The organism is Acinetobacter sp. YH12072 (assembly GCF_013419565.1).
Lineage (GTDB): Bacteria > Pseudomonadota > Gammaproteobacteria > Pseudomonadales > Moraxellaceae > Acinetobacter.
In genome coordinates this window covers 48,726-56,288 of record NZ_VOZV01000022.1, presented here as the reverse complement: position 1 = coordinate 56,288, position 7,563 = coordinate 48,726, and the positions used below count along the sequence as shown (strand labels likewise).

7 protein-coding genes are annotated in these 7,563 nt (G+C 42.2%); 3 read left to right on the top strand and 4 right to left on the bottom strand.

What is annotated here, in order from left to right:
* Positions 1–167 precede the first annotated feature (167 nt).
* Positions 168–1,211 (bottom strand): nitronate monooxygenase family protein, encoded by a 1,044-nt coding sequence (locus FTU19_RS10635; protein WP_180018679.1) that lies wholly within the window; start codon positions 1,209–1,211, stop codon positions 168–170.
* A gap of 208 nt (positions 1,212–1,419) precedes the next feature.
* Here FTU19_RS10635 and FTU19_RS10630 point away from each other — a divergent pair, with 208 nt between their 5' ends.
* The 3 genes from FTU19_RS10630 (at position 1,420) to FTU19_RS10620 (ending at position 4,030) form a co-directional block, all read left to right on the top strand.
* Positions 1,420–2,679 carry a putative DNA modification/repair radical SAM protein gene (locus FTU19_RS10630; RefSeq protein ID WP_159123756.1) on the top strand — a complete coding sequence of 420 codons (1,260 nt, stop codon included), beginning with the start codon at positions 1,420–1,422 and terminating at the stop codon, positions 2,677–2,679.
* Positions 2,679–3,458 carry a TIGR03915 family putative DNA repair protein gene (locus FTU19_RS10625; RefSeq protein ID WP_180018677.1) on the top strand — a complete coding sequence of 260 codons (780 nt, stop codon included), beginning with the start codon at positions 2,679–2,681 and terminating at the stop codon, positions 3,456–3,458. The genes FTU19_RS10630 and FTU19_RS10625 overlap by 1 nt, the downstream gene beginning before the upstream one ends.
* Before the next feature lie 62 nt (positions 3,459–3,520).
* Positions 3,521–4,030 carry a hypothetical protein gene (locus FTU19_RS10620; RefSeq protein WP_180018675.1) on the top strand — a complete coding sequence of 170 codons (510 nt, stop codon included), beginning with the start codon at positions 3,521–3,523 and terminating at the stop codon, positions 4,028–4,030.
* A gap of 45 nt (positions 4,031–4,075) precedes the next feature.
* On the opposite strand, the gene FTU19_RS10615 is transcribed toward FTU19_RS10620, so the two are convergent.
* The 3 genes from FTU19_RS10615 to metK form a co-directional block, all read right to left on the bottom strand.
* Positions 4,076–5,287 (bottom strand): YeeE/YedE family protein, encoded by a 1,212-nt coding sequence (locus FTU19_RS10615; RefSeq protein WP_180018673.1) that lies wholly within the window; start codon positions 5,285–5,287, stop codon positions 4,076–4,078.
* A 250-nt stretch (positions 5,288–5,537) separates the two neighbouring features.
* A complete protein-coding gene (locus tag FTU19_RS10610; RefSeq protein ID WP_180013114.1) occupies positions 5,538–5,882 on the bottom strand; it encodes a hypothetical protein in 345 nt (114 codons plus the stop codon).
* 336 nt (positions 5,883–6,218) lie between these two features.
* Positions 6,219–7,385 (bottom strand): methionine adenosyltransferase, encoded by a 1,167-nt coding sequence (gene metK / locus FTU19_RS10605; RefSeq protein ID WP_004786281.1) that lies wholly within the window; start codon positions 7,383–7,385, stop codon positions 6,219–6,221.
* Positions 7,386–7,563: the final 178 nt, after the last annotated feature.

The following is a 7,563-nucleotide window of genomic DNA, read 5'->3' as shown; positions in this document are numbered from 1 at the left end:
AAGTGAAGGTAGAGAATGTTGAAGAGTACAATCTAAATTTTCAGATAAAGTCATAAAAAAATGAGCGTATTGGCATACACTCATTTTTACTACATTTTTCTAATGTCTGCTTAACTGACTGGCATTATCTCCGTGGAGAGGTTTTTTATTTTAAAAATAAATTTTTTTTATTTCTGTTTCATTTCCAGCACTAACTGATTAATTAAATCAGAAGCTTCCATCTCACGAATTTGCGCCACATTCGAACCAGCCCAAAACGCGCCATAACCCTGATCACCATGTTTGGACGCTGCTGCATGTAACTGCTTGGCCAGATCATAAGTATATGGATAGGCAGGTACATCCAGACGATCAGGAGTGTCGATGTCTATATGCCAGTGATTAATGATGCCACGCGCTGGACGGCCGGAAATGCTGGCACTAACTTGAGTCAGCGGCTTGGACAGTAGCGCTTTACGATAGGCGTCATTGGCATTGGAAGATTTACACTGAACAAATGCCGTGCCTAATTGTACTGCTTCAGCGCCGAAGTCCATCATCTGACGTGCTTGTTCACCATTCATGATTCCGCCTGCAGCAACCACTGGCAATGAAAAATGCTGTTTTATTAACTTGACCAGATTAGAGGTTTTGACTGAGGCATCAAACTTGGTGCTAAAGATACCCCGGTGACCTCCAGCCTCAATACCTTGAGCAATGATGATATCAATCCCTGCCTCTTGAATGGCTTTCGCCTCAGCAAAATTGGTGGCAGATACCATCGTCAGAATACCGGCATCTTTTAGAGCCTGAATCTGGTGCGGAAGAGGAATACCAAAATGAAAGCTGACCGCACATGGTCTGGTTTCAAGAACCAGATTCAAGAAATCATCATTGTCTTTAAAACTTGGGTAAATACAGTGTAATTGAGTGGGTGGATTAATTCCGTATTCAGCAAATTTATCTTTAAACTGGTTAATCCAGGCTTGGGCTACGTTTTCATCAAGAGGCTGACTGTCATGACAGAAAAAGTTAACCTGAAACGGACAATCTGTAAGTTCCTGAGTTTTTAAAATCTGCTGGCGCGCAGACTCTACGCTGCTGGCTCCCAAGCCCAGCGAACCCAGACCACCTTGATTTGAAACTTCCGCTGCCAGTTCAGGTGTCGAAACGCCTGCCATAGGGGCCAAAAAAATAGGATGTTTTATTCCGAGTTTTTCTAATAAAGACATAGATTTGCTCCCTGTTACTCTATCTACTTTGCCTATAGCCGCAGAATTAAGCAAATCATATTGGTTATTTTATTTTGAAATAATGCTGTATGGATAACGGTTCAATTACATTTCTTACGACATGAGATGTCGCTATAAAGACAGGAAAGCTATAGTGCATAACGGGGAAAATTTATAATAGGTTTTTAGCCAACAACTTGCTGAAATCATGTCTGATCGTATCCGAGAAAAACTACAAATTTTAGCTGATGCTGCCAAATATGATGTGTCCTGTTCATCGAGTGGCAGTAACCGTAAAAATAAAGACAAAGGCTTGGGCAATACCGGAAATGGAATCTGTCATAGCTATACCGAAGATGGTCGCTGTGTCTCATTACTGAAAATACTGTTTTCAAATGTCTGCATTTTTGACTGTGCCTATTGTGTCTCTCGTCGTTCCAATGACGTAAAACGTGCTGCATTTACCGTGCAGGAAGTGGTCGATCTGACCATGAATTTTTATCGCCGTAATTATATTGAAGGGCTGTTTTTAAGTTCGGGAATTTTTAAATCAGCAGATTACACCATGGAGCGGATGTTGCAGGTGGTGAAAAAGCTGCGTCTTGAAGAAAATTTTAATGGTTATATTCATCTCAAAACCATTCCCGGAGCATCGCAGGAGATCATTACTGAAGCGGGTTTATATGTCGACCGGATGAGTATCAACCTGGAAATGCCAACCGAAGCAGGCTTGCAAAAGTTTGCTCCAGAGAAAACCCATACAGAAGTGCAAAAAGATCTGGGAATTGTACGGGATCGCTTAATCCAGTTGAAAGATGAACGTAAGATCATCAAATCCGTTCCCAAATTTGTTCCCGCAGGACAGACCACGCAAATGGTGGTCGGTGCGCATAGTGAAACGGACAAAGATATTATTTTGATGGCTGATCGGCACTACAAGGAATTTAAGCTGAAACGCGTGTATTTTTCTGGCTATATTCCGATTAATCCCGAAGAAAAAGCCTTACCTGCAATCGGCTCAGCGCCACCCTTATTAAGAGAAAATCGTCTATATCAGTCTGACTGGCTGATGCGCTTTTATGGTTTTGAAGCAGATGAAATTGTGGATGACCAGCATCCAAATCTGGATCTGGATATTGATCCAAAACTGAGCTGGGCTTTACGCCATCCGGAGGCCTTCCCGGTTGATATTAACCGAGCCGACTACAAGATAATATTACGCGTGCCTGGCATTGGAGTACGTTCTGCCAAAAAGATTGTACAGGCACGCCGTTTTGGTCAGATTCATATCGATCAACTAAAACGGATGGGCGTGGCGTATAACCGGGCGCAGCATTTTATTCGCTGTGCAGATACACCGAAATTTAAAAAGGAGCAGCAATCCCAGCAGATTCGCCAGCAGATTTTACAAGCGGGTCAGTCCAAATATCAGCAGCAACTGTCACCTCAACTGGGATTTGGTTTCTGATGGCACACTACTGTTTTGATGGCACCATGACCGGTTTATTAAGCTGTCTATTTCGGGCTTTTGAATTTAAAGAGTTTGATGTCAAAGTGACTGCCAATCCGCAGGCACAAAATGGCTTATTCGATGATTTTATTCATGTGGCCTCGAATGAAAGTCAGGGACAGCGGGTCTGGCAAGGCTTAAAACAGAAAGTATCATACAGCAGTTTAAAAGCCTTTTATTATGCCTTTCTTTCTGAAAAAGAACAGGCGTTTCAGAATCTGTTTGATTTTGCGGTCTATGTATTTCAAAACCAGTGGCCGGTTGATAAAGATTATGGCCATCATGCAGTCATTGGAATGTCACAATGGTGCAAACAGGTCGGGCGTGAAAAGCATCGTATGGAAGCTTTTGTCCGCTTCAAAAAGGCCAAAGATGGATTGTTTCTCAGTCTGGTCAAACCGGATTTTAATGTACTGCCGATTATTTCCCGACATTTTAAGGAACGTTACCAAGACCAGCGTTGGCTAATTTATGATGAGCAGCGCCAGTACGGCATCTATTACGATTTAGATGATGTACATCAGATAGAAATGAATGCAGAAATAGTTGATCCACAAATCCGGATTGGACATAGTCAGTCTTTTAGTATTGAACTGGATGATGAAGAAGTACTCTATGATCAGCTTTGGAAAGATTATTTTAAAAGCGTGAATATTCAGGCACGACAAAATATGAAACTGCATATCCAATATGTACCTAAGCGCTACTGGCGTTATATGAATGAGAAAGTACTTTAAATAAAATCTTCGCCCAGGTTTAAGGCATAATGACAGCTAATATTTAGATCGAGTGTATAGATATGAAGGTATGGCTGGCATCATTAGCTATGGTAACTGGATTGGCCGCATGTTCAGCAGAGCAACAGAAAGTAGCAGTAGATCCAGGTAAATATCAGGTTAAAAGTGCACAGGAATTACAGCAACGTTTTGATGATCTAAACAGTAAGTTGGCACAAGACTTTCAGCAATTTAAAAAAGTAGAAAGTATTGCCTTTTCTCATCAGCTGCCTTTGGATGTGAATAACCTGCAAACCTTGAATCAGCATCCTGTCAGCCGGACTGCGCTAAAATCCAGTAAAGTCGCCTATTGTGACATGATGAATGGCTATTTTGCCGAGATGTATCGCTTGGGACATTATAATCTGAATCTGATCGACAAGATCCAGTTACCTAAAGCCGAGAATGAAGACCTGAAATCCAATTTTGCATCTAGCGATCAGTTCTATACTTTTATTCTGGATCGTTATACGACTTATCGCCAAGTTCAACAGACCATGAATTATGGCTGTAACTTAAAAGCTGCGTTGTAAGTATTAAGCTATAAAAAAGCCCATCACAAAGATGGGCTTTTTTATTTAGCAACCAGTCAGTTTTTCTGGTTGAGGTTTCTCACCGGGGAAGAAAATTGGACGAAGTTTTACCCCAAGCCCATTTCCAATGAATGCGAAGACCAGCCATAACCAGCCATGTACACTGCCAGAAGCAATACCACTAAAATAGGCACCAATATTACAGCCATAAGCCAGACGAGCGCCGTAGCCAAGCATCAAACCGCCAATAACCGCAGCAACCAATGAACGTTTTGGAATATTGAAGTTCGGAGCAAATTTACCTGCCAGACTGGCAGCCAATAATGCACCAAGCATGATGCCAAAGTTCATCATAGACGTAATATCGAACCAGAGCGATTCAGATAAGGCTTTGGCATTGGCTGGTTGCTGCCAATACGCCCAAGAGGCTACATCAATTCCAACAAAACTTGCAGATTTTGCGGCCCAGACAGCAAGGGCAGAAGTAACCCCCCATGGACGACCAGCCAGCGCCAAAGTAGCAAAGTTAAGCAGGGTTAAAATGATTCCACCCCAGATTAATGGCCATGGACCACGCAAAAAGCGTTTCCAGCCCTGATGCTGGCTTTGAGGTTCAACTTCTAAATTGCCATGACGTTTCTTTTCAAAAAAGATAGTTGCAGTAGCAATAACAGCAAAAATGACAAAGCTCAAAACAAGTGCAGGAATGACACCAAAACTTTCTACAATGGAGATAGGTGCGAAATGAGGCAGGTTAAACCACCAGTCAATATGCGAAGTCGCAATCAGTGAGCCGGCACAGAAGAAGAACAGGGTTACCAGCATACGGGCACTACCACCACCAACGGTATAAAGTGTGCCTGATGCACAACCGCCACCGAGCTGCATGCCAATCCCGAAAATAAATGCCCCGATTACCACAGAAAGCGAAACCGGACTGACAAAGCCTTGAACTGGATTACCGAACAGTTCACCTGCGCCTAAAGCAGGAAAAAATAGCAATACAGCAAGACCCAGCATGATCATTTGGGCACGTAAGCCACGACCACGACGTTCTTTAATAAAGACGCGCCAGCTGGAGGTGAAACCAAACGAGGCATGATACAAGGTCATACCCAGTGCACCACCCACCAGAAATAATAGAGCCTGGTTCAGGCCCACGATGTGATAGGCACCGACAGTTCCTAATACAAGTAAAATAAAAGCCACCCAGACCGAGAGATTCGATCGCTGGGAAGACGCAGCAATAACAAACATGGGAGATCAAGTTTTAAAAATAAAGTCGCGTATATTACGCAATTTCTCACTAAAATGGGCTGATCTAGAATTTCTAAGAGCCAATTAAATATCCTGATAACTGATAATAATTATGACTTTAAATGATATAAGGTCGTGATTATTTCAGAAGATATCATTTTAATTAGAACAATCACCCGTCTAATAGTGAAACGTATAAAAAGTTTAAAAGCCTGCAAAGCAGGCTTTTAAAGATTGAAAGCTTTAAAAATTAATTTTCAGCTTTCTCACGTACTTTGCCTGCGCCTTCTTCAATAGCACCGGCAGTTGCAGCAGTCGCGTTTTTAGCGGCTTCAGCAGTTGCATCTGCTGCTCGAGAAGTCGCAGCGGCGGCTTCATCAGCGGCACGGGAAGCATTTGCAGCCGCATTATCCATGGCTTGGTCAGTTTCCTGAGAAGCCTCATGAGTGGCATCTTCCATATCATGGCCGGCTTGAGTAGCAGCATTTTCTAAATGCTCACCTGTAGTCGCGCCAGTCTCAGGCTGTTTTTCTTTACTACAACCCACCAGTGTTACGGTAGCAACTAAACCCAAAGCAACAAGTAATTTATTCATCGTGTCATATCCTTTGTAGTTGTAAGGTCGAAAACAGTCTAGCGAGTATTTATTTGAATTTATGCTAATAATTAGATCAGAATTTGTTCGCTAAATGTAATTTTTATAAAGGCTTATACAATTTTTGCTAGATATAAATTGTCTGATTATTTGAATGTATTTTCTTACAACCCTTATATGGATTGCTTCTCACTGCTTATAAAAAATAAGTTTATCCGTTTTAATATGAGTTTTAGATGTAACAAAACACAACTATTTCCAGCTCAATTTTTGTCAGGCTAAAAGTAGAAGCCATAAAAAAAGCCCGCATAAAGCGAGCTTTTAAAACTTGAAAACTTATAGACCAGCAGATGCTTTAAGTGCTTCGACTTTGTCAGTTTTTTCCCAAGTAAATGCAGTATCTGAACCTTCACGACCAAAGTGACCATAAGCCGCAGTCTGTTTATACATTGGCTGGATCAGGTTCAACATACGGGTAATACCATATGGACGCAGGTCAAAGTGCTCACGAACCAATTGAACGATCAATTCATCCGACACTTTGCCTGTATTGAAGGTATTGATTGAAATTGAAGTTGGCTCGGCAACACCAATTGCATAAGACACCTGAATTTCACATTTATCAGCAAGACCCGCAGCGACAATGTTTTTCGCAACATAACGGCCTGCATAAGCAGCAGAACGGTCAACTTTTGATGGATCTTTACCAGAGAATGCACCACCGCCGTGACGTGCCATACCGCCGTAAGTATCTACAATGATTTTACGGCCAGTCAGACCACAGTCACCTACAGGACCACCGATCACAAACATCCCGGTCGGATTGATGTGGAATTTGGTGTCTGCATGGAACATGTCGGCAGGAATGATTTTTTTCACGATTTCTTCAATCACAGCTTCTTTTAAATGAGCTTGTGAAATTTCAGGATCGTGTTGAGTTGAAAGCACAACAGCATCTAGACGAACAGGTACGCCATTTTCATAAGCGAAAGTCACCTGGCTTTTTGCATCTGGACGTAACCAAGGCAATGTACCGTTACGGCGTAATTCAGCCTGTTTTTCCATTAAACGGTGCGCATAAGAAATTGGCGCAGGCATGAGTACATCAGTTTCACGGCTGGCATAACCAAACATCAAGCCTTGGTCACCGGCACCTTGATCTTCAGGTTTCTGACGGTCTACACCCTGAGCAATTTCAGGAGACTGCTTACCGATCATGTTGATGATCGCACAAGTCGAACCATCAAAGCCAAGGTCAGAATGATGATAACCAATACTGTTAACGGTATGGCGGACAACCGCTTCAAAATCGATGTTCGCAGTTGTTGTGATTTCACCGGCAAGTACAACCGCACCTGTTTTTACAAGCGTTTCACAAGCAACCCGTGCGTATGGGTCTTCTTTTAAGATTGCATCCAAGATAGCATCACTGATTTGGTCAGCCATTTTATCTGGATGGCCTTCGCTTACAGATTCCGAAGTAAATACAGCGTACTCGCGCATAGTCCTATCACAGTTAAATTTAAAGACCCGATATGTTACATCGACTTGTGCTCTAGGACTAGCGCAACTCGACAAAATTGCACGAAATTGTTTCAAATTATTGTGCTTTTATTTGATTATTGGAATTAAAAAAACTGATATGCCTAATTAAACAGCAGGGCGGATTCATTTAATAAAC

Excerpts from the sequence above, each read along its gene's own strand:
- metK (WP_004786281.1), bottom strand. The coding sequence starts at position 7,385 with ATGCGCGAGTACGCTGTATTTACTTCGGAATCTGTAAGCGAAGGCCAT.
- FTU19_RS10610 (WP_180013114.1), bottom strand. The coding sequence starts at position 5,882 with ATGAATAAATTACTTGTTGCTTTGGGTTTAGTTGCTACCGTAACACTG.
- FTU19_RS10615 (WP_180018673.1), bottom strand. The coding sequence starts at position 5,287 with ATGTTTGTTATTGCTGCGTCTTCCCAGCGATCGAATCTCTCGGTCTGG.
- FTU19_RS10630 (WP_159123756.1), top strand. The coding sequence starts at position 1,420 with ATGTCTGATCGTATCCGAGAAAAACTACAAATTTTAGCTGATGCTGCC.
- FTU19_RS10635 (WP_180018679.1), bottom strand. The coding sequence starts at position 1,211 with ATGTCTTTATTAGAAAAACTCGGAATAAAACATCCTATTTTTTTGGCC.
- FTU19_RS10620 (WP_180018675.1), top strand. The coding sequence starts at position 3,521 with ATGAAGGTATGGCTGGCATCATTAGCTATGGTAACTGGATTGGCCGCA.
- FTU19_RS10625 (WP_180018677.1), top strand. The coding sequence starts at position 2,679 with ATGGCACACTACTGTTTTGATGGCACCATGACCGGTTTATTAAGCTGT.